At 70.9% G+C, this 23,824-nt stretch carries 19 protein-coding genes; 4 read left to right on the top strand and 15 right to left on the bottom strand.

Annotation, left to right across the window (positions count from 1 at the left end; all coding sequences use genetic code 11):
• A complete protein-coding gene (dapE, locus tag VTA80_RS05080; protein ID WP_407344315.1) occupies positions 1–1,095 on the bottom strand; it encodes a succinyl-diaminopimelate desuccinylase in 1,095 nt (364 codons plus the stop codon).
• Positions 1,096–1,426: 331 nt separating this feature from the next.
• On the opposite strand from dapE, the gene dapD reads away from it, so the two are divergent.
• Complete coding sequence (gene dapD / locus VTA80_RS05085) at positions 1,427–2,464, top strand: 2,3,4,5-tetrahydropyridine-2,6-dicarboxylate N-succinyltransferase (protein ID WP_407344316.1); 1,038 nt, start codon at positions 1,427–1,429, stop codon at positions 2,462–2,464.
• A 7-nt stretch (positions 2,465–2,471) separates the two neighbouring features.
• Positions 2,472–3,350 (top strand): hypothetical protein, encoded by an 879-nt coding sequence (locus VTA80_RS05090; RefSeq protein WP_407344317.1) that lies wholly within the window; start codon positions 2,472–2,474, stop codon positions 3,348–3,350.
• A 4-nt stretch (positions 3,351–3,354) separates the two neighbouring features.
• On the opposite strand, the gene VTA80_RS05095 is transcribed toward VTA80_RS05090, so the two are convergent.
• The 3 genes from VTA80_RS05095 to fdxA all read right to left on the bottom strand — a co-directional run bounded on the left by VTA80_RS05095 (position 3,355) and on the right by fdxA (position 6,384).
• Positions 3,355–4,653, bottom strand: a complete 1,299-nt coding sequence (locus tag VTA80_RS05095) for a citrate synthase (protein ID WP_407344318.1) — start codon at positions 4,651–4,653, stop codon at positions 3,355–3,357.
• Between the two features lie 216 nt (positions 4,654–4,869).
• A complete protein-coding gene (gene dapC, locus VTA80_RS05100; protein ID WP_407344319.1) occupies positions 4,870–5,994 on the bottom strand; it encodes a succinyldiaminopimelate transaminase in 1,125 nt (374 codons plus the stop codon).
• A gap of 63 nt (positions 5,995–6,057) precedes the next feature.
• A complete protein-coding gene (gene fdxA, locus VTA80_RS05105; RefSeq protein ID WP_407344320.1) occupies positions 6,058–6,384 on the bottom strand; it encodes a ferredoxin in 327 nt (108 codons plus the stop codon).
• Positions 6,385–6,496: 112 nt separating this feature from the next.
• On the opposite strand from fdxA, the gene VTA80_RS05110 reads away from it, so the two are divergent.
• Positions 6,497–6,727 (top strand): hypothetical protein, encoded by a 231-nt coding sequence (locus VTA80_RS05110; RefSeq protein ID WP_407344321.1) that lies wholly within the window; start codon positions 6,497–6,499, stop codon positions 6,725–6,727.
• A 4-nt stretch (positions 6,728–6,731) separates the two neighbouring features.
• Here VTA80_RS05110 and VTA80_RS05115 read toward each other — a convergent pair whose 3' ends face one another.
• The 10 genes from VTA80_RS05115 to VTA80_RS05160 all read right to left on the bottom strand — a co-directional run bounded on the left by VTA80_RS05115 (position 6,732) and on the right by VTA80_RS05160 (position 20,372).
• Positions 6,732–8,636 (bottom strand): VanW family protein, encoded by a 1,905-nt coding sequence (locus tag VTA80_RS05115; RefSeq protein WP_407344322.1) that lies wholly within the window; start codon positions 8,634–8,636, stop codon positions 6,732–6,734.
• Positions 8,637–8,742: 106 nt separating this feature from the next.
• Positions 8,743–9,240: a flavin reductase family protein gene (locus VTA80_RS05120; RefSeq protein WP_407344323.1), complete on the bottom strand. Its 498-nt coding sequence runs from the start codon at positions 9,238–9,240 to the stop codon at positions 8,743–8,745.
• A complete protein-coding gene (locus tag VTA80_RS05125; protein ID WP_407344324.1) occupies positions 9,237–9,656 on the bottom strand; it encodes a DUF6113 family protein in 420 nt (139 codons plus the stop codon). The genes VTA80_RS05120 and VTA80_RS05125 overlap by 4 nt, the downstream gene beginning before the upstream one ends.
• Positions 9,657–9,709: 53 nt before the next feature.
• The gene (locus VTA80_RS05130) at positions 9,710–10,840 is read right to left on the bottom strand and encodes a PIG-L family deacetylase (protein ID WP_407344325.1); all 1,131 of its coding nucleotides are present in this window, start codon (positions 10,838–10,840) and stop codon (positions 9,710–9,712) included.
• Between the two features lie 40 nt (positions 10,841–10,880).
• Positions 10,881–12,794 (bottom strand): translational GTPase TypA, encoded by a 1,914-nt coding sequence (gene typA, locus VTA80_RS05135; protein ID WP_407344326.1) that lies wholly within the window; start codon positions 12,792–12,794, stop codon positions 10,881–10,883.
• A gap of 191 nt (positions 12,795–12,985) precedes the next feature.
• A complete protein-coding gene (locus VTA80_RS05140) occupies positions 12,986–14,710 on the bottom strand; it encodes a dipeptide ABC transporter ATP-binding protein (RefSeq protein ID WP_407344327.1) in 1,725 nt (574 codons plus the stop codon).
• Positions 14,707–15,651 carry an ABC transporter permease gene (locus VTA80_RS05145; protein ID WP_407344328.1) on the bottom strand — a complete coding sequence of 315 codons (945 nt, stop codon included), beginning with the start codon at positions 15,649–15,651 and terminating at the stop codon, positions 14,707–14,709. The genes VTA80_RS05140 and VTA80_RS05145 overlap by 4 nt, the downstream gene beginning before the upstream one ends.
• Positions 15,644–16,570 carry an ABC transporter permease gene (locus VTA80_RS05150; RefSeq protein ID WP_407344329.1) on the bottom strand — a complete coding sequence of 309 codons (927 nt, stop codon included), beginning with the start codon at positions 16,568–16,570 and terminating at the stop codon, positions 15,644–15,646. Before VTA80_RS05150 ends, VTA80_RS05145 begins: the two co-directional genes overlap by 8 nt.
• A 151-nt stretch (positions 16,571–16,721) precedes the next feature.
• Positions 16,722–18,344 (bottom strand): ABC transporter substrate-binding protein, encoded by a 1,623-nt coding sequence (locus VTA80_RS05155; protein WP_407344330.1) that lies wholly within the window; start codon positions 18,342–18,344, stop codon positions 16,722–16,724.
• Between the two features lie 420 nt (positions 18,345–18,764).
• Entirely contained in the window at positions 18,765–20,372 is a 1,608-nt protein-coding gene (locus VTA80_RS05160; protein ID WP_407344331.1) for an ABC transporter substrate-binding protein, read from the bottom strand.
• A 192-nt stretch (positions 20,373–20,564) separates the two neighbouring features.
• Between VTA80_RS05160 and VTA80_RS05165 the strand changes: the two genes are divergently transcribed.
• Complete coding sequence (locus VTA80_RS05165; protein ID WP_407344332.1) at positions 20,565–21,236, top strand: PH domain-containing protein; 672 nt, start codon at positions 20,565–20,567, stop codon at positions 21,234–21,236.
• Positions 21,237–21,279: 43 nt separating this feature from the next.
• Here VTA80_RS05165 and VTA80_RS05170 read toward each other — a convergent pair whose 3' ends face one another.
• Positions 21,280–23,823 carry a dipeptide ABC transporter ATP-binding protein gene (locus VTA80_RS05170; RefSeq protein ID WP_407345696.1) on the bottom strand — a complete coding sequence of 848 codons (2,544 nt, stop codon included), beginning with the start codon at positions 23,821–23,823 and terminating at the stop codon, positions 21,280–21,282.
• Position 23,824: the final 1 nt, after the last annotated feature.

Consider the following 23,824-nt stretch of genomic DNA (forward strand, 5'->3'; position numbering starts at 1 on the left):
TCAGGAGGTGAGCCAGGATTGCAGCGCGTCGTGGCACAGCTGGATCTGGGCGACCACACAGCGCTCGTCGTCCTTGTGCGCCAGGAGCGGGTCGCCGGGGCCGAAGTTCACCGCAGGGATGCCGAGCTCGGCGAACCGTGCGACGTCCGTCCAGCCGAACTTCGGGGCGGGGACCCCGCCGGTGAACGCCAGGGCGACGGCGGCGAAGTCGGCCGCGGCGGGGTCGTCGAGCCCCGGACGGGCACCGGCCGACGCATCGGTGAGCGTCACCTCGAAGCCGTCGAACAGGTCGCGGACGTGCGCCTCGGCGTCCGCAACCGACATGCTCGGGGCGAACCGGTAGTTGACCGTGACCACGCACTCGTCGGGCACCACGTTGCCGGCCACGCCGCCGCGGATCGCGACGGCACTCATGCCCTCGCGGTAGACCAGCGAGTCGACCTCGACCTCGCGGGGCGCGTACTCGGCAAGCCGACGCAGCACCTCGCCTGCGCCGTGGATGGCGTTGACCCCCATCCAGGAGCGCGCCGAGTGCGCCGCCACCCCCGGTACGCGCACCTCGACCCGCAGCGTGCCGTTGCAGCCCCCCTCGATGCCGGCGTTGCTCGGCTCGCCGAGGACGGCGAAGTCCGCGGCGAGCCAGTCCGGGTGGTTCCGGGCGATCCGGCCGAGACCGCTGAGCGAGGCCTCGACCTCCTCGTGGTCGTAGAACACCCAGGTCACGTCGCGGGTCGGGGCCGTGAGCGTGGCCGCCAGGGCGACCTGGATCGCCACGCCGCCTTTCATGTCGACCGTCCCCCGGCCCCACACGACGGCGTCGGGGCCCTCGCCGACCACGGTCGTCGGCAGGTTGGCCGCGATCGGCACGGTGTCGAGGTGCCCCGCGACGACGACCCGCTCCGCGCGGCCCAGCTGCGTGCGCGCCACGACGCAGTCGCCGTCGCGCAGGATCTCGAGGTGGGCGTAGGGGCGCAGGGCTGCGGCGACCGCGTCGGCGATCGCGGACTCGTCGCCACTCACCGACGGGATGTCGCACAGGGCACGCGTGAGCGTGAGCAGGTCACCGGTCGGGTCCAGCACGGGAGTCAGAGGCACCCTCCCGACCCTACCGATCCCCCTGCACCCCGACCCTGCCCGTCCACCCCCCCACAGCTCCAAGCGGCGCGCTGCCATTCCGCGCCCGGCGCCGCCCATCGGCGCGGAGCAGGTTGCGCACGGGGGCGGCGGGGACCACCGCGGATCCCCCCAGCCGCACTGGCCCCATTCTCCCCATTCTCCCCATGCTCCGCGCGGACGGATCGGGTATCCCCGGCCCGCGCCGGTGCGCGCGCACAAGCTCAGGCGGGGCTCACGCCGAAGCCCGCGCGGTGGCGACGTTGACGCCCGCGCACGAGGGGGGCCGCCGCCGCCGATTATGGTAGGACCCATGAGTCCGCGCACCGCCTGGGGTTTCGGCCTGGCCACGATGACCGCCTCCAGCGGTACCACCACCAGCGCCACCACAGTCGGCACCACCGCCGACACCACAGTCGGCGGCGTCCCGGTCGATGCACCGACGGTCCTCGACGTCTGGTACCCCGCCCCCGCGCTCGGCGCGCCCCCGATCGACGCGGCGCCGCCCCTCGGCCTGGACGCCCTCGCAGGTGAGGATCCCGCCCGAGGAGTCACCACCGCCATCGTGCGCACGGTCATCGACGTGGACGCCGCGCCCCTCGATGCCGCCGATGCCTACCTGCGCCTGCACCTGCTCTCGCACCGCCTGGTCGTGCCGCACGGCCTGAACCTCGACGGGATCTTCGCGAAGCTCGAGAACGTCGTCTGGACGGACCGCGGCGCGTGCGCGGTCGACGGCTTCGAGGCGACGCGGCTCCGCCTGCGCCTCGCGACCGGGACGCCGGTCACGGTCTACGGCGTCGACCGGTTCCCCCGGATGGTCGACTACGTGCTGCCCACGGGCGTACGCATCGCCGACGCCGACCGCGTGCGGCTCGGCGCGCACCTCGCCCCGGGCACCACCGTGATGCACGAGGGGTTCGTCAACTTCAACGCCGGCACCCTGGGCGTCTCGATGGTCGAGGGTCGGATCTCCTCGGGGGTCGTCGTCGGCGACGGCAGCGACATCGGCGGTGGCGCCTCGATCATGGGCACGCTCTCCGGGGGCGGCCGGGAGGTCGTCTCGATCGGTCGGCGCTCCCTGCTCGGCGCGAACGCCGGGCTCGGCATCCAGCTCGGCGACGACTGCGTGGTCGAGGCAGGCCTCTACATCACGGCCGGCACCAAGGTCACCCTCGTCGGCTTCCTGGACGACGACGGCGGCCCGCTCGCGGGGCAGGTCGTCAAGGCCCGTGAGCTGTCGGGCGCCGACAGCGTGCTCTTCCGCCGCAACTCGTTGACCGGCGGCGTCGAGGCCGTGGCCCGGTCCGGGGTCGGCGTCGAGCTCAACGCCGCCCTGCACCGGCACTGACGCCGGGATGTCCCGTCGCCGTCGTCGACCCTGGCGCGCTGCCGTCGCCCTGCTCGTCACGCTCGGGCTCGCGGTGACCGCGGTGGTCGTCGTGCTCGACCGCTTCAGCGGCACCACCGTGCTCACGGAGCGGTGCGCCGCCCTGTCCGACGGCACGAGCTGGTACCTCAGCACCGCGCAGGCGGACAATGCCGCGCTCGTCGCGGCGGTGTCGGTCCGTCGCGGGATGCCGGCGCGCGCGGCGACCATCGGGATCGCGACCGCGCTGCAGGAGTCGAAGCTGTTGAACATCGACCACGGCGACCGGGACTCCGTCGGCCTGTTCCAGCAGCGCCCGTCCCAGGGGTGGGGCACGGTCGAGCAGATCCTCGACCCCGTCTTCGCGACGAACGCATTCTTCGACGCGCTGAGCAAGGTCGCCGGCTACGAGCAGCTACCGATCACCGAAGCCGCGCAAGAGGTCCAGCGATCCGGCTTCCCGGAGGCCTACGCCCAGCACGAGCCGCAGGCCCGCGCCTGGGCGTCCGCGCTCACGGGCTACACCCCCGCGGCCGTGACCTGCGAGCTCCACGCCGCCGATGCGGCCGGCTCGGCCCCGGTCGTGGCGGCGCGGGTCGCCCGCGACCACGGCGACGTGCCCGTGACCCCGGGGGCGGACGGCCTCGTCACCCTGGACGCCGGCGCGCTGGGCACCGGCGCGGGCGACGACGACGCGCGGCGCGCCTGGTCCCTGGCGAACTGGTCGGTCGCGGTGGCGCACGGCCTCCAGATCGACGCCGTGGCGGTCGCCGATCAGGTCTGGTCCCGCGCCGAACCCACCTGGTCGCCGTCGGGCACCGACCCGATCCCGGCCGGCGAGGTCCAGCTCACCCTCGCCCAGCAGTAGCGGGTCAGCGCGCGTCGACCGGCACGTAGTCCCGCTCGACGGAGCCCGTGTAGATCTGGCGCGGGCGGCCGATCTTCGTGGTGGGGTCGCTCATCATCTCGCGCCACTGCGCGATCCAGCCGGGCATGCGCCCGAGCACGAACAACGGCGTGAACATCTGGTCCGAGAACCCCAGCGCCTTGTAGATCAGGCCGGTGTAGAAGTCGACGTTCGGGTAGAGCTTGCGCTCGGTGAAGTAGTCGTCGTTGAGCGCGATCTCCTCGAGGTTCATCGCGATGTCGAGCAGCTCGTCGTGCTTGCCGAGCTTCTCCAGCACGGCGTGCGCGCTCTTCTTGACGATGGCGGCGCGCGGGTCGTAGTTCTTGTAGACCCGGTGGCCGAAGCCCATGAGCCGGACCCCCTGGTCCTTGCTCTTGACGCGACTCATGAACGCGCTCGCGTCACCGCCGCCCGCCTTGATCTCGGTGAGCATCTTGAGCACGGCCTCGTTCGCACCGCCGTGCAGCGGGCCCGACAGCGCGTTGATGCCGGCCGCGACCGACGCGTACAGGTTGGCGTGGCTCGAACCGACCAGCCGCACGGTCGACGTCGAGCAGTTCTGCTCGTGGTCCGCGTGCAGGATGAGCAGCTGGTCGAGCGTCGCGACGGTCGTCGGGTCGGGCTCGTACTGCTGGTACGGCACCGCGAACGTCATCCGCAGGAAGTCCTCGACGTAACCGCGCGAGTAGTCCGGGTACAGCAGGGGCTCCCCCACGGCGCTGCGGTGCAGGTACGAGGTGATGGTCCGGGTCTTGGCCAGGATCAGCACCGTGGCGAGCTCGACCGTCTGGGGGTCGAACGGGTCGAGCGACTCCGGGTAGAACGTCGACAGCGCGTTCACGGCGGACGACATGACCGCCATCGGGTGCCCGTTGCGCGGGAACGTGCCCATGAACGTCCGGAAGTCCTCGTGCACCAACGTGTGCCGGTTGACCCGCTCCATGAACGCGTCGAGCTCGCTCGGGGTCGGCAGCTCGCCGTGGATGAGCAGGTAGGCGACCTCGAGGAACGAGGACTTCTCGGCCAGCTGCTCGATGGGGTAGCCGCGATAGCGCAAGATCCCGGCGTCGCCGTCGATGTAGGTGATGTCGGAGTCGCAGGACGCGGTGTTCATGAACCCCGGGTCGACCGTGACGAGGCCGGTCTCCTTGAGCAACGAGGAGACGACGATGCCGTTGTTGCCCTGGGTTGCGCGGACGAGCGGGAGCTCGAGCGTGTTCCCGGCGACGGTGAGGTGGCCGGGCTCGGCGAGTGCATCGGACATGCGATCCTCCTTGCATCCCCGCACGCGACCTGCTCGCGCACCGGGGAAAGAATGATGGCGGCGACCGAGGTCAGCCGTGAGTCGCGGCCGTCAGCGGCTCGCGAACGGCACACGTTACCCGCGCCCGGGGACTCGCAACGATTTCCGGACGCCCCAATTGTGCTCGCACCGAGTGACGAGGGTCACACCCGGATCGGGCGAAAACGGGACCTTGCGTCAGTTCCCGCCCAGGCGCGCTGCGGCCTCCGCGATCCGCTCGTCGGAGGCGGTCAGGGCGAGGCGCACGTGGCCGGCCGCCGCCGCGCCGTAGAACGCGCCCGGCGCCGCGAGGATCCCCAGCGCGGCGAGGTCGGCGACGGTCGTCCAGCAGTCCTGGGGGGCTCCGGCGGGTCGGGCCCACAGGTACAACCCTGCTTGCGACCCGTCGACCTCTAGGCCGGCAGCATCGAGACCTGAGCGCAACAGGGCGCGGCGCGCGCGGTACACCTCGCGCTGGGCGGCCACGTGCGCATCGTCGCCGAGCGCGACGGTCATCGCCGCCTGGACCGGGCCGGGCACGATCATCCCCGCGTGCTTGCGGGTCTCCAGCAGCCCGGCGATGAGCACCGGATCACCGGCGACGAACGCCGCGCGGTAGCCCGCGAGGTTCGACTGCTTGGACAACGAGTAGACGGCGAGCAACCCGGTCAGGTCGCCACCGGTCACGCGCGGGTCGAGCAGGCTCGGCACGCCCTGACTGGCCCACGGCTCCTCCCAGGCGAGCTCGGCGTAGCACTCGTCCGACGCCACGACCGCGCCGACGGCCCGGGCCGCGTCGACCACCGCGCGGAGCTGGTCGACCGAGCGCACGGTCCCGTCCGGGTTCCCGGGCGAGTTGAGCCACACGAGCCGGACGTTCGCGCCCGCCCAGGCCTCGACGTCGTCGGCCGGCAAGGGCGTCGCCCCGGCGAGGCGCGCGCCGACGTCGTACGTCGGGTAGGCGGTGCGGGGATGGACGACGACGTCCCCGGCGCCGAGCCCGAGCAGGGACGGCAGCAGGGCGACGAGCTCCTTCGAGCCGACCGTGGGCAGCACGGCCACGGGATCGAGGCCGGGCACTCCTCGCCGGCGCGCGAACCACGCCACGACGGCCTCGCGCAGCGCGAGGGTTCCGTGCGTGGTCGGGTAGCCCGGCGAGTTGGCCGCGGCCCTCAGCGCGTCCCGGACGACGACCGGGGTCGGGTCGACCGGCGTGCCGACCGACAGGTCGACGATCCCGCGGGGATGCCCGCGCGCGATCGTGGCGAACGGCACGAGGGTGTCCCACGGGAACTGGGGTAGCGCGCCGGTCGCCAGGCCCATCAGGCGGCGATCGCCACGCGCGGTGCCGTGGTCAGCACGACGCTCGGCTGGCTCACGTCCGTCCTACTCGCTGACCACCTGGAGCGGGAGCGTGGCGATGATCGGGTGATCCTTGGCGATCATGCCCATCTTCGCGGCGCCGCCCGGGGAGCCGAGGTCGTCGAAGAACTCGACGTTCGCCTTGTAGTACTCGCTCCACTGCTCCGGGACGTCGTCCTCGTAGTAGATGGCCTCGACCGGGCAGACCGGTTCGCACGCACCACAGTCCACGCACTCGTCGGGGTGGATGTAGAGCGACCGTTTTCCCTCGTAGATGCAGTCGACGGGGCACTCCTCGATGCAGCCCTTGTCTTTGACATCTACGCAAGGCTGGGCGATCACATACGTCACGTTCGATCCTCCTGTGGGGCCCGTCCGATCGGATGCGCCTCGATCGGCACCGGGGTTCTAGTATCCACCAAATGACGCACATCCAGCAGACCCGGCCCACGTGACGAGCGCCATGCCTGCGAATGACGTGCCGATCTGGCGCGCGTGGGCCGTCGGGACCCGCGTGATCGTGCGGCGCCGGCTGGCCGAGGGCGGGTACTCCGACGTCCTCGGCGACCTTCTCACCGTGGACGACGACGGCGTCCAGATCGCCACCCGCACCGGCCCCGTCCGGGTACCGGCCGCGGAGATCGCGATCGGCAAGCCGATCCCGCCCGCACCGGTCCGGCGCGAGCGCCGCTGACCGGCTACGGAGTCGGCGCGTCGCAGATGATCGCGTTCTGCGGCTTGTACCGCGTGGTCCGCTTGGTCGTCTCCTTGACCTCGCCGTTGAGCGACAACGTGCGGCTCACGGTGACCGAGAAGCCGGGGTTGCCCGCCGACTGCGACACGCAGGTCGGCGAGCTCGAGTGCACCGTGCTGGGCGTCACGACCCCCGAGCGTCCGCTCGTGCTGGTCTCGACGGTCCAGTACTTGGTCCCCCAGATCGCCACGTGCAGGCGCCCGCCCTCGATCCAGGAGCGCAGCAACGCGCCGTACGGCGAGGTGTTCTTGAACTTCATGTCGATCGACCCGATGTAGATGGTCGCTTCGCGCCCCTCGGGGTACCGGGTGAACCACTCCGAGTGCGGCGTGTGCGCCACATCCTCGAATCCGGCGAGGTAGGCGGCGTTGAACGTCGTCGTCGACATCTGCGACAGCCCGCCGCCGATGCCCTTGACGTGCTCGCCATTGACGATCACCCCCGCCTGGTTGAAACCGGCGGCCGCCGTGACCGGGCCCAGGGCCTCGGTCAGGCTGAAGGTCGCACCGGGCAGCACGAGCGTGCCGGTGACCTTGCCGGCCCCGGTCGCGAGGTTCTCGGTCCGCAACGGCTCGTTCGTCAGCGGGGTCGAGAACTCCGAGACGAGCTCGGTGATGCCCAGGGCCTGCAGCTTCTCCGTCGACTGGGCGGGATCGGTCGCGACGAGCTCCATGCGCGCCGTGCGGTCGTCCGAGACGGCCGCAGCGGCGATCGCGCTGGACAGCGCCACCGGGTCGAGCGTGGTCCCCGGGATGCCCGGGACGATCGCCGGCACCCCGTCGGTGAACGCGAAGGACGCGTCGGCCGACGGCGTGAACAGGTTGGTCGTGCGCTTGACGATCTCCCCGACGAGGCCCGGTCCGTCCAGCTCGAGCACGAGGTCGGAGTCCTTGGCGACGAACGTGGCGAGCGACGTCACGACGTCGGCCGGCAGCTCGACGGTCTGGTCGGCGACCGCGACGGCGATCGGCGCCCGCGCGAGCGGCTTGGCGAGCGTGGTGAGCACAGACTCGGCCTCGTCCTGCGTGATGTCCGGCCCGACGACGCGGGTGGGCAGCGCCAGCGGTCGAGCCGCGGTGAGCCAGGTGGACCGCAGCACGTCCGCCGCGGCGGCGGCGTCGACCTCCAGCCCGTCGGCTGCCTCGGTCGCGTGCGGTTGGCCGTCCGCGAAGACGACCTGCGCGTCGACCGGCGCCGTGACCAGCGCACCGGCGACGGTCTCGACCGCTGCCGTGAGCGCCTTGTCGTCGACCGTGGTGACGGGCGGCTGCTCGCCCGCCCCGAAGATGTGGTGCCACAGGCGCGCGGGCTGCAGGTCGAACCCGGTCAGCTCCCGCACGGTCGCGCCCGCGTCGAGCGCCAGGCCCGCGTCGGACGGCACGAGAGTCGTGCTGATCTCGCCGGCGACGAGCGGGATCGGCTCGGCCGAGACGTCGGCCAGCCCCTTCTCGAGCGTCGTGGCGGCGGTGGCGGCGTCGAGCCCGCCGATCTCCACGCCGGCGACGGTGGTCCCGCGCGGGACCCGGTCCGCGAGAGCCCAGGACGTGCCGACGTACGCCCCGCCGAGCACGACCACGACCCCGGCGACGGTCAGGAGCACGCGTGGCCAGCGGCGGCGGGGGACATCGTCCTCGAAGATCGCGAGCGGGGAGGCCGACGGCGGCTCGGTCGCGTTGGCGTCGCCCGCGTCCGCAGTGGCCTCGCCCTCGGGCGGTGTCGGCACGACCGGGGTGACCGGCGCGAACCGCATGGCGAACGCGCCACCTGCCGCGCCGCCCTGTTCCGGCACGTGGGCCTGCGCGGCCTCGTCCTCGCGCGCGTGCGCGTCGCTACCGGTCTTCTTCACCATCGGGTCATCCTTCGTCACCAGTTCCAACGGGCCCCCCGCTGCGGGGTAATTCTAGGCGTGCGGTCGTCGGGCCAACCCGGACCGGCCGGGGAGCAGGACGCCTCGATCAGGACGCGGGCCGGATCCGGCCGCGCAGGTGCACGAGGGCACCGGCCGCCGGCGGGCCCTGTTTCGCGGTGAGCACGGTTCCGACCACGATGTCGTGGTCCCCCGCTCGATGGATCGCCGCGGTCTGGCACTCGAACCAGGCCGCGGCGTCGTCGACCAGCACCGCACCCGACCGCACCCCGAAGCTGTGCGGGACGCGCTCGAGCTGTCCGATCGTGGGCCGCCCCGGCGAGGCGAGCCAGTCGGCGACGGGGCCGGCGGTGTCGGACAGCACGCTGAACGCCCAGAGGTCGGTGTGGTCGAGCGCCTCGCGGAACCGCGCGTCCTGGTGGACGCAGAACAGCACCAGCGGCGGCTCGAGCGAGACCGAGGCCACCGCGCTCGCCGTCATCGCGTAGTCGACGTCACGCCACCGCAGCGTCACGACCACGATGCCGGCGGCCAGCCGTCCGATCGCGGCGCGAAACTCGTCCGGGTCGGCCAGGATCGGGCTCACGCGTCGGAGTCGATCGTGGCCGGCGACCGGTGCTCGGACTCGCCCTGCGGCTCGAACGGCCCCGTGGTCACGGCCGGTGCCTCGGCGAACCACCGGCGAGGGGCGAAGGCCGCGACGGCGATCATGAGCATCCCGCCGACGATCCAGACGTACCCGATCGCCTGCCCCGCGGGGATCAGGACGTCGCCCCCGGGACCGGTGAGCGACAGGACCTGCACCACGGCGACCCAGCCGATCCCGAACGAGGCGAGTCCGGGCATCTTGACCCACGCCCGGGCGAGCACCGCCGCCACGAGCACGAGCACGAGGCACCCGACGACCCCCCAGGGCGTGAAGGCTCGGTGCAGCGCCGTGCCGGCCGCGCCCACGAGACCCCCCAGCAGAAGGGCACCGAACCAGCGGGTGAGCCTGCGCACGTGTCCATTCCTCGTTCTCGAACCAGTATTCGTCGGCACACCGGACATTGCGCTCACGCTACCGGGTGCACCGCGTCGGGCCAGGTCAGGTGCTCAGGCGTGGACCCGGCGCCGGCGCCGGGCACGCGCCGGTAGCTCTCGGTGCTCAGCACGGGTAGGAGCACGTCGTTGCTCAGGGCGTAGCAGCCGACGACGGCGCCCGTGCGGTCCCCGAGGCGGCCCGCAGCGACGGCGTGCGCGACCCGATCGGCGTCGAGCGCGATCGAGCGCACCTGCGTGGCGTGCGCCGCCAGGGCCGCGGCGAGGCGATGGAGAACGGGCGCCACGTCGACGACCACGTCCACCTCGGTGGCTGCCACCGCGACGGACGGCAGCGGTCCGTCCGGGTCGGGCAGCGTGAACTGCGGGTCCCGCGCGCGGAGGGCGGCAACGGCCGGGAGCTCGGGCAGCGCGCGGTAGGCGGCGCGCAACGCGTCGGCGGGCACGACGGCGACCAGCACCGCGCCCGGGACGTGGGCCGGGCCACCGAGGTCGAGCTCGGCGTCCCGCGCGAGCTCGAGCGCCCGGATCGTCACGTCGTGCGCGCGCACGTGGTCCGGGTGCCCGTACCCGCCGCCGGGCTCGTACGTCACGACGACGTCGGGCCGACGCTCCCGGATCACGCGCGCGAGCCGGCGGGCCGCGGCATCGAGCGGAACGGCGACGAAGGCGCCGTCGGGCAGGTCGGCGACCCGCCCGGCACGCCCGATCCCGGCCCAGGCCATGCCGGAGTCGGAGAACCGCGCGGGCGGGCCTGGCAGATCGCCGTCGGGCACCGCGTCGGGGGCGACGCCGTCGGGCACCGCGTCGAGGACGACGCCATCGGGCACCGCGTCGAGGAAGACGCCATCGGGCACCGCGTCGAGGAAGACGTGATCGGTGACGCCGAGCGCCGCCAGCGCCCCCGCGAGCTCGCGCTCCCGGTGGGCGGCGAGCGCCGGGCCGTCGCCCTCGAGATGCGCCAGCGCGGTCCCGATGACCTCGCCGAGCTCACCGCGTGTGCAGGTCACGACCGTGACGGGGCGACCGGCATCGGCCCAGGTCGCGAGCAGGCCCCCGGTCGCGAGCGTCTCGTCGTCGGGATGCGCGTGGACCGCGAGCAGGCCGCCGGACGGCGAACGGCCGCCCGCGGTCTCCCGGTGCACCGGAACCACGGACGGCCGCAACGCTCTGCCTCGAACCCGATCAGGCGCGCTTCGCCTTCGCGAAAACGCGGCCACGCTCGGACTGGTCGAGGATGACCTTGCGCAGGCGAACGACGTCGGGGGTGACCTCGACGCACTCGTCCTCGCGGGCGAACTCGAGGGACTCCTCGAGCGTGAGGTGACGCGGCGGGGTGAGGTTCTCGAACGTGTCGCTAGCTGCAGCGCGCATGTTCGTGAGCTTCTTCTCCTTGGTGATGTTGACGTCCATGTCCTCGTTGCGCGAGTTCTCGCCGACGATCATGCCCTCGTAGACGACCTGCGTCGGGTCGACGAAGAACGACCCGCGCTCCTGCAGGTTGATCATCGCGAACGGCGTGACGACACCCGAACGGTCGGCGACGAGGGACCCGTTGATGCGGGTCTCGATCGGACCGGCCCAGGGCTCGTGGCCCTCACCGATCGAAGACGCGATGCCGGTGCCGCGGGTGTCCGTGAGGAACGTGGTGCGGAAGCCGATGAGGCCGCGCGCGGGGATCTTGAACTCCATGCGGACCCAGCCGGTGCCGTGGTTCGACATCGTCTCCATGCGGCCCTTGCGGATCGCGAGGAGCTGGGTGACCGCGCCGAGGTACTCCTCGGGGACGTCGATCGTCATGCGCTCCATCGGCTCGTGCACCTTGCCGTCGATCCGCTTGGTGACGACCTGGGGCTTGCCGACGGTGAGCTCGAAGCCCTCGCGCCGCATCTGCTCGACGAGGATGGCCAGCGCAAGCTCGCCGCGGCCCTGGACCTCCCACGCGTCGGGACGTTCGGTCGGGAGCACGTTGAGCGAGACGTTACCGACGAGCTCGCGGTCGAGACGGTCCTTGACCTGGCGCGCGGTGACCTTGTGGCCCTTGCCACCCCGGCCGGCGAGCGGCGAGGTGTTGATGCCGATGGTCATCGAGATGGCCGGGTCGTCGACCTTGATCAGCGGCAGCGGCCGCGGGTCGTCCGGGTCCGTCAGGGTCTCACCGATGGTGATGTCGGCGATGCCGGCCACCGCGACGATGTCGCCGGGGCCCGCGGACTCGGTCGGGACGCGGTCGAGCGCCTTGGTCTCGAGAAGCTCGGTGATCTTGACGTTCTGGATCGTGCCGTCGTGACGCGCCCAGGCGACGGTCTGGCCCTTGCGGATGGTCCCGTTGAACACGCGGAGCAGCGCGAGGCGGCCGAGGAACGGCGAGGCGTCGAGGTTGGTGACGTGCGCCTGGAGCGGCGCGCCCTCGGTGTAGGTCGGGGCCGGGATCTTCTCGAGGATGACCTGGAACAGGGCCTCGAGGTTCTCGGTGTCGGGCTGCGTGCCGTCGACGGGCTGGAGCAGCGAGGCGCGCCCCGTCTTCGCGGCGGCGTAGACGACCGGCATGTCGAGGATCGCGTCGAGGTCGAGGTCCGGGACCTCGTCGTGCAGGTCGCTCGCGAGCCCGAGCAGCAGGTCGGTCGTCTCGGCGACGACCTCGGTGATGCGCGCGTCGGGCCGGTCGACCTTGTTGACCAGGAGGATCACGGGAAGCTTGGCCTCGAGCGCCTTGCGGAGCACGAAGCGCGTCTGCGGCAGCGGGCCCTCGCTCGCGTCGACGAGCAGCACGACGCCGTCCACCATGGACAGGCCACGCTCGACCTCGCCACCGAAGTCGGCGTGCCCCGGGGTGTCGATCACATTGATCGTGATGCCCTCGGGGTGGCCGTGAACGGCGGCGGCAGGACCGGTGTAACGCACGGCGGTGTTCTTCGCGAGGATCGTGATGCCCTTCTCGCGCTCAAGGTCACCGGAGTCCATCGACCGCTCAGAGGCGTGGGCGTCGTGCGCCGCGAAGGCGCCCGACTGCTTGAGCATGGCGTCCACCAACGTGGTCTTGCCGTGGTCGACATGGGCGACGATGGCGACGTTGCGCAGGTCGGAGCGCACAGACATGAGTACTCGTTTCAAAGATAGGGAGCGCCGCGTCGTGGGGCGCGCCGACAATTCTACCTTCTCGACGGCCCGGCGGTGGCCGGGCACGCCCGATCGGCCCCGTCTCGTCGTCGAGACGGGGCTCGGTCGTCACTGAACCGTGGGACAGAACCCCAGGTCAGCGGGTAGAAGAAGGTCGATCCGGGTCGAGCTCAGAACGAAAGCTTCGCGCCGGGGATCGCCGCGAGCAGCTCCTGCGTGTACTCCTCGCGCGGGTGGTCGAAGACGTCGTCGGTCGTGGAGGCCTCGACGATCTGGCCCGACTTCATCACGCACACCTGGTCGGCGACCTGGCGCACGACCGCGAGGTCGTGGGTGATGAACAGGTAGGTCAGCCCGAGCTCGGCCTGCAGGTCGTTGAGCAACGTCAGGATCTGCGCCTGGACCAGCACGTCGAGCGCCGAGACGGCCTCGTCGCACACGATCACGTCGGGCTCGAGCGCCAGGGCCCGCGCGATCGCGACCCGCTGACGCTGACCACCGGACAGCTCGTTCGGGAACCGGCGCATCGTGGACTGCGGCAGCGAGACCATGTCGAGCAGGTCGCGTACCTTCTGCAGGCGCGACTTGCGGTCGCCCACCCGGTGGGTGCGCAACGGCTCCTCGATCGTGCGGAAGATCGAGTACATCGGGTCCAGGGAGCCGTACGGGTCCTGGAAGATCGGCTGGACCCGACGCCGGAACGCGAACAGCTGCTTCTTGTCCAGCGTGCTGAGGTCGGTGCCCTCGAAGTGGATCTTCCCCGAGGTGGGGTCGATGAGGTTGAGCATGATGTTCGCGACGGTCGACTTGCCCGAGCCCGACTCCCCCACGAGCGCCATGGTCGTGCCGCGCTTGATCGAGAACGACACGTCGTCGACGGCCTTGAACTCCTTGGCCGTACCGGGACGCCCGCCGCGCAGCTTGAAGACCTTCGTGAGGTTCTCCACGACGATGATGTCGGGGCGAGCGGCGCTCACGCCGTCGCCACCGGTCGGGGCCAACAGCTCCGTGGCCTTGACCCCGGCCGCCTTGGCGCTCTGGATGCGCCGCGACGCCAGCGACGGAGCCGAGGCCACGAGCCGCTGCGTGTACGGGTGCCGGGGCGCCGAGAGGATCTGGGCGGCCGGACCGGACTCGACGACCTTGCCGCGGTACATGACCACGAGGTGCTCGGCACGCTCGGCGGCCAGGCCGAGGTCGTGCGTGATGAACAGCACCGCCGTGCCGAGCTCCTCGGTGAGGTGCGCGAGGTGATCGAGGATCTGGCGCTGCACGGTGACGTCCAGGGCCGACGTCGGCTCGTCCGCGATCAGCAGCTTGGGCCGGGCCGCCAGGGCGATCGCGATGAGCGCGCGCTGGCGCATCCCGCCCGAGAACTCGTGCGGGTACTGCTTGGCGCGCCGGGCGGCGTCGGGCAGGCCGGCCTCCTCGAGCAGCTCGGTGACGCGCTTGTCCGCAGCGGAGCCCTTGGCGATGCCGTTCGCCTTGAGGGCCTCCTTGACCTGGTACCCGATCTTCCAGACCGGGTTCAAGTTGGACATCGGGTCCTGCGGCACGAGCCCGATGGCCTTGCCACGCAGCGCGACGATCTCCTTGTCGGAGGCCGTCGTGATCTCGGTGCCGTCGAACAGGATCGAGCCGGCCGTCACCTTGCCGGTGCCGGGGAGCAGGTCGATGATCGCGTGCGCGGTGGTCGACTTGCCCGAGCCGGACTCGCCGACGATCGCGACGGTCTGGCCGGGGTAGATCGTGAGGTCGACCCCGCGCACGGCCTGGATGACGCCCGTGGTGCTGGTGAAGGAGACCTCGAGGTCGCGGATCTTCAGCAGCGGCGTGTCGCCGGACCCGTCCGCGTCGTCGACGACCGGCGGGTCGGTGGGGAGGGTCTGGCTCATCGCTTGCGCGCCTTCGGGTCCAGGGCGTCGCGCACGACGTCGCCCATCATGATGAAGCTGAGCACCGTGAGGGCGAGCGCCCCGGCCGGGTAGAACAGCACGGACGGCTGGCTGCGGAGCGCCGACTGCGCCTTGTTGATGTCGCCACCCCACGAGACGATCGTCTGCGGAAGCCCGATCCCGAGGAAGGACAGCGTCGCCTCGGCGACGATGAAGATCCCGAGCGAGACCGTGGCCGTCACGATGATGGGCGCGGCGGAGTTCGGCATGACGTGGCGGGCCAGGGTCGCCAGGCGCGACGAGCCGAGCGCCTTCGCGGCCGTGATGTAGTCCTCGTTCTTGACGCCCATCACGGCGCCGCGGGTGATCCGGGCGATCTGTGGCCAGCCGAAGACGGCCAGCACCACGGTGATCGTGTAGACCGTGACCGTGTCGTACATCTGGATGACGACGATGGCGGCCAGCACGAGCGGGATCGCGAAGAAGATGTCCGTGACGCGCGACAGCAGCGAGTCGAACCAGCCGCCGTAGAACCCGGCGAACGCACCGACGACGGACCCGATCAGGACGACCGCGAGCGTGGTGAGCACACCGACGGTGACGGACGCGCGAGCCCCGTAGATGGTGCGCGAGTAGATGTCGCACCCCTGCCGGTCGAACCCGAACGGGTGGCCCGCGCTGGGCGGGTCGTAGCTGAACTTGAGGAAGCAGTCCCGCGGGTCGAGCGAGGAGAAGAGCTGGGGGAACGCCGAGACGGCGAGCACCAGCACGATGAGCGCGGCCGAGAACCAGAACAGCGGCCGGTGGCGCACGTCGCGCCACGCCTCGGCCCACAGGCTCGCGGGCGCGGCCGACTCGTCGACCAGGTCGACGAGCCCGAGCGGGGTCTGATCGAGGTCCGCGAAGAAGTGGCCCTGGTGGGGGCGAGTGGGTTCAGGCATATCGAATCCTCGGATCCAGGGCCGCGTAGAGCAGATCGACCAAGAGGTTGGCCACGATGAAGACAATGACGAGAACGGTGACCACAGAGACGACCGTGGGCGCCTGGCCCTGCTGGATCGCCTTGTAGACGAGCGAGCCGACGCCGGGGATGTTGAAGATCCCCTCGGTCACGATCGCGCCCGCCATGAGCCCGCCGAGGTCCGCCCCGAGGAACGTCACCACCGGGATCAGCGAGTTGCGCAGCACGTGCACGGTGACGACGCGGCGGTGGGACAGGCCCTTCGCGGTCGCGGTGCGCACGAAGTCCGCCGTCAGGTTCTCCGCGACCGACGTCCGCGTGAGCCGCAGGACGTAGGCGAACGACACCGCACCGAGCACGATGGCCGGCATGAGCAGCGTCTGGAACGACACGTCGCCGCCGACGGTCGGCGGGAGCCACTGAAGCTTGACCCCGACCACGAACTGGAAGAGGAAGCCGATCACGAACGTCGGCATCGCGATCACGAAGAGGCTGACGAGCAGGAGCGTCGCGTCGAAGTAGCCGCCCTTGCGCAGCCCGGCCACCAGGCCGAGCGCGATCCCGAAGACGCCCTCGATGAAGACGGCCATGATCGCGAGCTGGAAGGTCACGGGGAACGCGCCCGCCATGACGTCGAAGACCGGGCGACCCGAGAAGGTCGTGCCGAAGTCCAGCGTGAGGATGCCCTTGAGGTACAGCAGGTACTGGATGAAGAACGGCTTGTCCAGGTTGAACTGCGCCCGGATCTGATCGGCGACTGCGGGGTTCAGGCCCCGATCGCCTCCCAGCGCCTGCACGGGATCGCCGGGCAGCAGGAAGACCATGGCGTAGATGAGCAGCGTCGCCCCCAGAAACACGGGGACCATCTGCAAGACCCTGCGCCCGATGTACCAGGCCATCAGGTCTCCTTCTCGTAGGGGTAAATGTTCGGGAAACGTTCACCCGGCGGCGCGTCACTCTAGACCGAGAAACGCGGGTTGTTCCACTTGCCGGACACAGATGGGGGCGGGAACCCGGTCAGGTCCCCACCCCCAGACTGCGTGTTCTACGTCAGTTCTTCGTGATCTGGTAGTACAGCGGGACGCTGTTCCAGCCGAACTCGACGTTGTCCACCGTCTTGGCCGAACCACCCGTCACGTTCGAGTACCACAGCGGGATGGCCGGGAGGTCCTTGAACAGGATCTCCTGAGCCTGCTGGAAGATCTTGTTGGCGTCGTCGACCGTGGCGGCCGTCGAGCCCTTCTTCAGCAGGGCGTCGAACTCGGGGTTCGTGTAGTCGCCGTCGTTCGAGCTGGCGCCGGTCGCGTAGATCGGGCCGAGGAAGTTGAACAGCCCCGGGTAGTCCGCCTGCCAGCCGGTGCGGAAGGCACCGGTGATGGTCCGCTTGGTGACGTCGTCGCGGAAGGACTTGAAGTCGGGGTACGGGTTGCCCTCGGCCGCGATGCCCAGCGTGTTCTTGATGCTGTTGGTCACAGCGTCGACCCAGGCCTGGTGGCCACCGTCAGCGTTGTAGCCGATCGTGAACGTGCCGGTGTAGGGCGCGATCTTGTCAGCCTGGGCCCACAGGTCCTTGGCCTTGGCCTCGTCGTAGGCGAGGACCTCGGCACCGGGGATCTTGTCGGACCAGCCGGCGATGACCGGCGACGTGAAGTCGCTGGCCGGGGTGCGGGTGCCCTGGAAGATGGCGTCCGTGATCTCGGGACGGTTGATCGCCATCGAGATCGCGGCCCGGCGGAGCGCGCCCTCTTCACCGGAGAAGCCGGGGAGGTTCTGCGGGATCGTGAAGGACTGGAACACGGCGGCCGGCTGGTTCACTGCGCGGTCACCGAGCTCGGTCTCGAACGTGCCGAACGCGCTGTCCGGGACGGCGTCGAGGACGTCGAGCTGGTCGGCGAGCAGGTCGTTGTACGCGGCTTCCTGGCTCGCGTAGAAGGTGAACGTGACGCCACCGTTCTTCGCGGTGCGGTCACCGGTGTACTTCGGGTTCGGGATCAGGTCGATCCCGACGTTGTGCTGCCAGGCGCCGGCCTTGGCCAGCATGTACGGGCCATTGCCGATCGGGTTCTCACCGAACGCGGCCATGTCCGTGTAGGCGACCTCGGGCATCGGGAAGAACGCCGAGTAGCCGAGGCGCAGCGGGAAGTCGGCGCGCGCCTCGTTGAGCTTGACCGTGAACGTGGTGTCGTCGACGACGGCGAGACCAGTGAGCGGGGAGTCGACGTCGTAGGAGAAGCCCTCGATGTCTTCGAAGAAGTAGCTGCCGAGCGCGGCGTTGCTCAGGAGGGCGCCGTAGTTCCAGGCGTCCACGAAGCTCTTCGCCGTGACCGGGTCACCGTTCGAGAATGTCAGGCCCGACTTCAGCTTGATCGTGTAGTTCTGCGAGTCGGTGGTCTCGATGGAGTCGGCGACCTCGTTGTGGGCCGCACCCTTGGCGTCGTAATAGACGAGGCCAGCGAAGACCAGGTCGACGATCTTGCCGCCGCCCACCTCATTGATGTTCGACGGGACCAGCGGGTTCTGCGGCTCGCTGCTGTTCGCCGTGACGATGCCTGTCGAGGTACCCCCGGCGGCCGTCGTGCTCTCGGTGTCGCTCGGCGTGCTGCTGCAGGCGGTGAGCACAAGTGCACCCACTGCAACTGAAGCCGCGAAGCCGGCGATGCGCCTGATCTTCAATGTTCCTCCTGAAAGGGTTGGTGCTCGTGGCAGCCGCCGCGTGCGGGAGTAGAGCAGAGCCCGCCCACGAGAGCACCCACGTGCACCATGGGTTGCCAAGAGATTACCGAACCTGGACCGGACATTCGGGGCGACCACGTCACAGCGCAGAATCGTTACACGATTGATACTGGTGAGTACCGTCCACTATGTGAGACGCACTCTGGGGCTCCGCACGCACGATCGAGGGGTTCTGTGGGCGAAATGTCGTCCGGATGAGCACGGATACGGACATTGGTCGTGCACGAACTGCCGACATCTGGTAATGCTGCCGAAACAGGACCGAAACCTCCCCTCGCACGACGAGAGAGGCCGGACCCCGTGGGGTCCGGCCTCTCTTGGGTCGCGCGGCGCTGACCGCGCGCTCGTCGTGCCGACGGATCAGTTCTTGGTGACCTGGTAGAGCAGCGGCACGCTGTTCCAGCCGAACTCCACGTTGCTGACCTCGGTGCTCGAACCGCCCACGACATTCGTGTACCAGAGCGGGATGGCCGGCAGGTCCTGCAGCAGGATCTCCTGAGCCTGGTCGAAGAACGTGTTCGCCTCGTCGACCGAGGTGGCCGCCGACCCCTGCGTCAGCAGGGCATCGAACGCGGGGTTCGAGTAGCGGCCGTCGTTCGAGCCGGCGTCGGTCGCGTAAAGCGGCCCGAGGAAGTTGTACAGCGACGGGTAGTCCGCCTGCCAGCCGCCGCTGAACGCACCGGTGATGGTGCCGGCGTCGACGACGTCGCGCATCTCGGCGAAGGTCGGGAACGGGTGTCCCTCGGCCTCGATGCCGAGGGTGTTCCGCAGGCCGTTGGTGACCGCGTCGACCCAGGTGGCGTGACCGCCGTCGGAGTTGTAGCCGATCGTGAACGAGCCGGTGAAGGGCGACATCTTGTCGGCCTGGGCCCACAGCGCCTGGGCCTTCTTCTCGTCGAACGTGAGGACCTCGGCGCCGACGATCGAGTCCGACCAGCCCGGCACGACCGGCGAGCTGAAGTCGCTCGCCGGCGTGCGGGTGCCCTGGAAGATGGCGTCGGTGATCTCCGGGCGGTTGATCGCGAACGAGATCGCCTGCCGGCGGAGGATGCCCTCGTCGCCCGAGAAGTGCTCGAGGTACTGCGGGATCACGATGGACATGAAGATCGCGGCGGGCTGGTTCACGGCCCGGTCGCCGAGCTCGGACTCGAAAGTGCCGAACGCGCTGTCGGGCAGGGAGTCGAGCACGTCGAGCTGGCCGGCCAGCAGGTCGTTGTAGGCGGAGTCGGGCGTCCCGTAGAAGGTGAACCGGACACCGGCGTTCTCCACGACGCGCTCACCGAGGTAGTCGGTGTTCGGCACGAGGTCGATCCCGACGTTGTGCTCCCACGCGCCATCCTTGGCGAACTTGTACGGGCCGTTGCCGATCGGGTTCTCGCCGAAGGCCGCCATGTCGTCGTAGGCGACCTGCGGCAGCGGCGCGAAGGCCGGGTAGCCGAGCCGGAGCGGGAAGTCGGCCTCGGGCTGCTTCAGCTTGACCGTGAAGGTCGCGTCGTCGACCACCGTGAGGCCCGTGAGCACGGAGTCGGCGTCGTAGGAGAAACCTTCGATGCTCTCGAAGAAGTAGCTCGAGAGCTGCGCGTTGCTGAGCAGCGCGCCGTAGTTCCACGCGTCCACGAAGCTCGTCGCGGTGATGGGGTCGCCGTTCGTGAACGTCCAGTCCGGCTTCAAGGTGATCGTGTAGGTCTGGGCGTCCGTCGTCTCGATGGACTGCGCGACCTCGTTGTGCGGCGCGCCCTTGGCGTCGTAGCGGATGAGTCCGGCGAAGAGGAGGTCCACGACCCGGCCACCGCCGGTCTCGTTCGTCGCGGTGGGCACCAGGGGGTGCTGCGGCTCGCTACCGCTGGCCAGCACGACCCCCGAGGTGTCGCCCGAACCGTTGTCGGCCGCGGCGCCGCTGCAGGCCGTGAGCGCGAGGGCGCTGACGGTGACCGAAGCGACGAGGCCGGCGATGCGCCTGAACTTCACAATTCCTCCTGTGTGCCGAACGGCAGCACCGTCGGGCGCCCTGACGGATCGATCGGACCCGTGCGAGTGCCCAGTTGCTTGCAATGGGATGACAAAAGTTTACAGGTCATACCAGTGCGGTTTGGCATCGGTGGTCCTGGGTCCCCCGCTCGCGACCTCCGTCGCCCCGGGTGACGTGCCACCATGGCCGCCATGGCCGCCGCACCGCCCCGCGCAACCGGTCACATGTTCCGTCCGCGGTCCGCGATCGCCGCCGCGATCTGCTGGGGTTTAATCACCCTCGCCTGGGCCTGGTTCGCGGTGCACGACGGCGGCCTGATCGCTCTCGCGCGCCAGGCACCCGGGATGCTCCTGGCGGCCACGCTCGTGTACGCCGTGCTGGTGCGCCCGTCCGTCGAGGTGTCCGGGGCCGGGGTCGCGCTGCGCAACGTCGTGCGCGACGTCGAAGTGCCGTGGGCGGCGCTCGCCGAGGTGCGGACCCGGTACGCGCTGACACTCGTTGCCACCGACGGTCGCCGGTTCACGGCCTGGGCCGCGCCGGCCTCGGGCCGGCACACCGACACCCGGCTGACCCTGGGTGAGGTGCGCTCGCTCGGCTGGCCGGCCGGCGCGGAGCTGCCGCCGTCGAGCGCGTCGCTGGCGAGCAGCTCCGGCGCGGTCGCGGTGTGGGTGCGTCGGGAGTGGCAGCGCGCGGTGGAGGACGAGCGAGCCGGTGTCGACCTCGCAGACGGCGGCACCGCACGCGGCGACACGGTGCGTGACGATGCGGTGCGTGACGATGCGGTGCGGACCCACCTCGCCCGCGGGGTGCTGGCGGCCGGCGCCGTGGCGGCCGCGCTCTGCGCGGTGGCCGCGATCGGGTGAGGCGCCCCGGCGCCACGCGGCGGCAGGCCGAGGGCGGACCCGACTACGGCGCGTCCGCCCCGTCGGCGAGGGCCGCGGCCCGTTCGGCGCGACGAGCACGCTGCGCGTCCGGGTCGGGCACCGGGGCGGCCGCGATCAACCGGCGGGTGTACGGCTGCGCCGGGTGCAGCAGGACCTGCTCGCGCGTGCCGAGCTCGACGAGCAGCCCGCGGTGCAGCACGGCGACCCTGCTCGCGAGGATCTCGACGACCGCCAGGTCGTGACTGATGAACAGGCACGCGAACCCGCGCTCGCGCTGGAGCTCGGCGAACAGCTCGAGCACGCGCGCCTGGACGGACACGTCGAGGGCGCTCGTCGGCTCGTCCGCCACCAGCAGCTCGGGCCCGAGCGACAGGGCGCGGGCGATGCCGACGCGTTGCTGCTGCCCGCCGGAGAGCTCGTGCGGGAACCGGTTGCGGTAGGCGTGCGGCAGCTGGACCTGATCCAGCAGGTCCTCGACCCGGCGGTCGAGCGCGGCCGCACGCAGCCCCTCGTGGAGGTGCAACGGCTCCCCGATGGACTCCCCGATGGTCATCCGCGGGTTGAGCGACGCGGCCGGGTCCTGGAACACGATCGCTGACCGACGACGCAGCGGACGCCGCTCGCGACGCGACAGACCGGCGACGTCGGCCCCGCAGATCGAGACCGAACCGCTCGCCACCGGCAGCAGGCCGAGGATGGCGCGCCCGATCGTCGTCTTGCCGGACCCGGACTCCCCCACCAGGCCCACGACCTCGCCGGGCGCGATGGAGAACGACACGTCGTCGACCGCGCGGAACGCGGGCGTCCGACCGCGGCCGGGGTACTCGACCACCAGGTGGTTCAGGTCGAGCGCCGCCACCGCCCTGGCCGGGGCCGCAGCCGCCGGTCGGGGTTCCCGCGACGCCCGGTCGCCGACCGGCGCGGGCTCGTGCACCGCGAGCCGGCCGGCCTCGATCACGGCCCCGAGGTGCGGCACGGCCGCGAGCAGCTCGGCGGTGTAGGCCGCACGCGGCGACGAGAAGACCTGCCGGATCGGCCCGGTCTCGACGACCCGACCGTCCTTCATGACGACGACCGTGTCCGCGAGGTCGGCGACGACCCCCATGTCGTGCGTGATGAGCAGGATGGCCGAGTCGAGCCGTTGGTGCAGCGCCCGCAGGAGCTCCAGGATCTCCGCCTGGACGGTGACGTCGAGCGCCGTCGTGGGCTCGTCGGCGATGAGCAGGACGGGGTCGCACGCGATCGCCATCGCGATCATGACCCGCTGCCGCTGGCCGCCGGACAGCTGGTGGGGGTAGTCGCGGTACCGGCTCTCGGGGTTCGGCAGGTCGACGAGCCGGAACAGCTCCAGGACACGCTCGCGCGCCCGCTCGGGGGAGATGTCCTGATGGCTGAGCAGGACCTCGGCCACCTGGAAGCCGAGGGTGAGCACCGGGTTCAGCGCCGTCATCGGCTCCTGGAACACGAACCCGACGTCGTTGCCCCGCACCGCCCGCAGCGCGCCCGGCCGCCCGCCGATCAGCTCCCGGCCCTGGAGCGTCGCCGAGCCCGTGGTCCGGGAGCTCGCGGGCAGCAGGCCGAGGATCGCCATCGCCGAGACGGACTTGCCCGACCCGGACTCGCCGACGACGGCGACCACCTCGCCCGGCCGGATCGCGAAGGCGACGTCGCGCGCGGCCGGCACCCACTCGCCGTCGACCCGGAAGTCGACGCCGAGGCCGCTGACCTCGAGGATCGGGGCGACGTCGTCGCTCCCCCTCCAGGCACCGGGCCCGCTGGGCGCGCTGGGCGGGACGGGCTCGATCGCCGTCGGGCGCGCCGCCGAGCCCTTCGCGCGGTCGAGGCGCGGGTCGAACGCGTCGCGCAGGCCGTCCCCGATGAAGTTGACCGCGAGGGCGATCGCGACGATCAGGAGCCCCGGCCACCAGAACAACCAGGGCCGCACGCTCATGGCGGAGCGGTAGCTGTTGATGAGCTGGCCGAGCGACGTGTCGGGCGGCTGGACCCCGAACCCGAGGAAGCTCAGGGCCGACTCGAGCAGGATCGCCGACGAGATCGCGAGCGTCGCCGAGACGATGATCACCCCGACCGCGTTGGGCAGGATGTGGCGGAAGATGATCCGACCGCTCGACGCGCCGACCGACCGCGCCGCGTCGACGAACTCCTTCTCACGCAGGGACAGGAGCTCCCCGCGCACGATGCGCGCGAGCCCGGTCCAGGTGACCAGGCCGAGGAAGATCCCCAGGGCCCAGACCCCGCCGACGTTCTTGCTCGAGACGGCGACGACCGCGGCGACGGCGAGCAGCGGGATCGTGATCATGACGTCGGTGAAACGCATGAGGACGCCCTCGGTCCAGCCCCGGAAGTAACCCGCGACCGCGCCGATCACGGTACCGATCACGGTGCCGACGATCCCGACGAGGAACGCGATGGTCAGCGACTGCTGGGCGCCCCGCATCGTCTGCGCGAAGTAGTCGCGACCGAGGTTGTCCTGGCCGAACGGGTGCACCCCGAGGCTGGGGGGCCACAACGTCAGGGTCGGCGCGCCGCCGTCGACGAACGGCATC

The sequence above is a fragment of the Pengzhenrongella phosphoraccumulans genome (genome assembly GCF_045689905.1).
Lineage (GTDB): Bacteria > Actinomycetota > Actinomycetes > Actinomycetales > Cellulomonadaceae > Pengzhenrongella > Pengzhenrongella phosphoraccumulans.

Excerpts from the sequence above, each read along its gene's own strand:
- dapD (WP_407344316.1), top strand. The coding sequence starts at position 1,427 with ATGAGTCCGCGCACCGCCTGGGGTTTCGGCCTGGCCACGATGACCGCC.
- VTA80_RS05090 (WP_407344317.1), top strand. The coding sequence starts at position 2,472 with ATGTCCCGTCGCCGTCGTCGACCCTGGCGCGCTGCCGTCGCCCTGCTC.
- VTA80_RS05095 (WP_407344318.1), bottom strand. The coding sequence starts at position 4,653 with ATGTCCGATGCACTCGCCGAGCCCGGCCACCTCACCGTCGCCGGGAAC.
- dapC (WP_407344319.1), bottom strand. The coding sequence starts at position 5,994 with ATGGGCCTGGCGACCGGCGCGCTACCCCAGTTCCCGTGGGACACCCTC.
- VTA80_RS05110 (WP_407344321.1), top strand. The coding sequence starts at position 6,497 with ATGCCTGCGAATGACGTGCCGATCTGGCGCGCGTGGGCCGTCGGGACC.
- VTA80_RS05115 (WP_407344322.1), bottom strand. The coding sequence starts at position 8,636 with ATGGTGAAGAAGACCGGTAGCGACGCGCACGCGCGCGAGGACGAGGCC.
- typA (WP_407344326.1), bottom strand. The coding sequence starts at position 12,794 with ATGTCTGTGCGCTCCGACCTGCGCAACGTCGCCATCGTCGCCCATGTC.
- VTA80_RS05140 (WP_407344327.1), bottom strand. The coding sequence starts at position 14,710 with ATGAGCCAGACCCTCCCCACCGACCCGCCGGTCGTCGACGACGCGGAC.
- VTA80_RS05145 (WP_407344328.1), bottom strand. The coding sequence starts at position 15,651 with ATGCCTGAACCCACTCGCCCCCACCAGGGCCACTTCTTCGCGGACCTC.
- VTA80_RS05150 (WP_407344329.1), bottom strand. The coding sequence starts at position 16,570 with ATGGCCTGGTACATCGGGCGCAGGGTCTTGCAGATGGTCCCCGTGTTT.
- VTA80_RS05165 (WP_407344332.1), top strand. The coding sequence starts at position 20,565 with ATGGCCGCCGCACCGCCCCGCGCAACCGGTCACATGTTCCGTCCGCGG.
- VTA80_RS05170 (WP_407345696.1), bottom strand. The coding sequence starts at position 23,823 with ATGCCGTTCGTCGACGGCGGCGCGCCGACCCTGACGTTGTGGCCCCCC.